The 411-nt window shown below is 39.9% G+C and carries 1 pseudogene; it reads right to left on the bottom strand.

Annotation, left to right across the window (positions count from 1 at the left end):
• Positions 1-333 (bottom strand): annotated as a pseudogene (locus tag D0S45_20915) (F0F1 ATP synthase subunit beta).
• Between the last annotated feature and the right edge of the window lie 78 nt (positions 334-411).

The raw sequence follows: 411 nt of genomic DNA, 5'->3' as shown, positions 1-411 counted from the left end.
TTGTGATAAGAAACGCTCAATTTTTCGTGCTCTTGCTACGGTTAARCGATCCTCTTCGGATAATTCRTCCAACCCMAGGATAGCTATAATGTCCTGAAGYTCYTTGTAACGTTGTAAAGTTTGYTTWACTYKTTGYGCARTTTCATAATGTTCCTCRCCAACGATYCGAGGTTGKAGCATAGTTGACGTTGAATCTAAAGGATCTACYGCTGGATAGATRCCTTTGGCAGCTAATCCTCTTGAYAGTACGGTAGTMGCATCTAAATGTGCAAATGTSGTGGCAGGWGCGGGGTCAGTCAAATCATCTGCAGGTACCTAAACTGCTTGAATATTATTCTGAATGAATCTGTATTGATGCTTTATTACATTGCTTTTCTTACAGTGACCTCATAGACTTTCCAAATTGGAATA

Origin of the sequence: Marinifilum sp. JC120 (assembly GCA_004923195.1) — a bacterium.
Classification (GTDB): domain Bacteria; phylum Desulfobacterota; class Desulfovibrionia; order Desulfovibrionales; family Desulfovibrionaceae; genus Maridesulfovibrio.
This window is presented reverse-complemented; position numbering and strand designations above follow the sequence as displayed.